Origin of the sequence: Streptomyces sp. T39, assembly GCF_008042045.1 — a bacterium.
In the GTDB taxonomy this organism is placed as follows: Bacteria; Actinomycetota; Actinomycetes; order Streptomycetales; family Streptomycetaceae; genus Streptomyces.
On sequence record NZ_RDBP01000203.1, the window covers coordinates 1 to 704 of the forward strand.

The 704-nt window shown below is 73.3% G+C and carries 1 protein-coding gene; it reads left to right on the plus strand.

Going from position 1 to position 704, the window contains the following annotated elements:
• Positions 1-704, plus strand: a 704-nt coding sequence (locus tag EAO77_RS39255) for a hypothetical protein (RefSeq protein ID WP_187283593.1), incomplete at both ends; no start/stop codon positions are given.

The window sequence follows — 704 nt, forward strand, 5'->3', positions numbered from 1 at the left end:
GGTCTCGCGGGCTGCTCCCAGGACGGCGACGTCCGGGCGGGGAGCGCGGCGGGCAACCGCAAGGAGCCGGTGGCGGCGACGAGCGCCGCGACGGCCGGTCCGTTCAAGGGGCTGAGCGCCGACCGGATCGCGGACAAGGCGGTCGCGGCCACGAAGGGCGCCGATTCGCTGCGGATGGCCGGGGCGATCGAGAGCGACGGCGACCCGGTCACCGTCGACCTGGCCATGGACTCCCAGGACAACTGCACGGGCGACCTCGGCGTCCTTGCCGAGCGTCATGCCGGTGGGCTTCTCCCCGTCGTCGAGTTCGGAGAGCATGGCGTCGAGGTCGCACACGCCCCGCATGTCGTCGATGGCGCTCCCGGGCATCTTGATCCAGCGGTCCGTCATCAGCTCGACGACGCCGTCCCCGCCGCCGTGCTGGTGAAGAAGGAGGGCCGCGAGACGACGACCGCGTACGTGACGAAGGAGGGCAGGCCCTACCTCCTGAAGGTCGTCAGGGCCGGCGGGGACGACGCGGGCACGGTCGCGTTCTCGGACTTCGACAAGCCGGTACGGGTCCAGGCGCCCCCGTCCGACGAGGTGGTCGACCTGGAGAAGCTCGGCGGGGAGACGGGGGCGGACCCGTCGGACGGGGCCTCGGCCGACTCCGACAGCGACTCCGGCACCGGGACCGGGCCGTCCACGGAGCCGTCGTCCCCGCC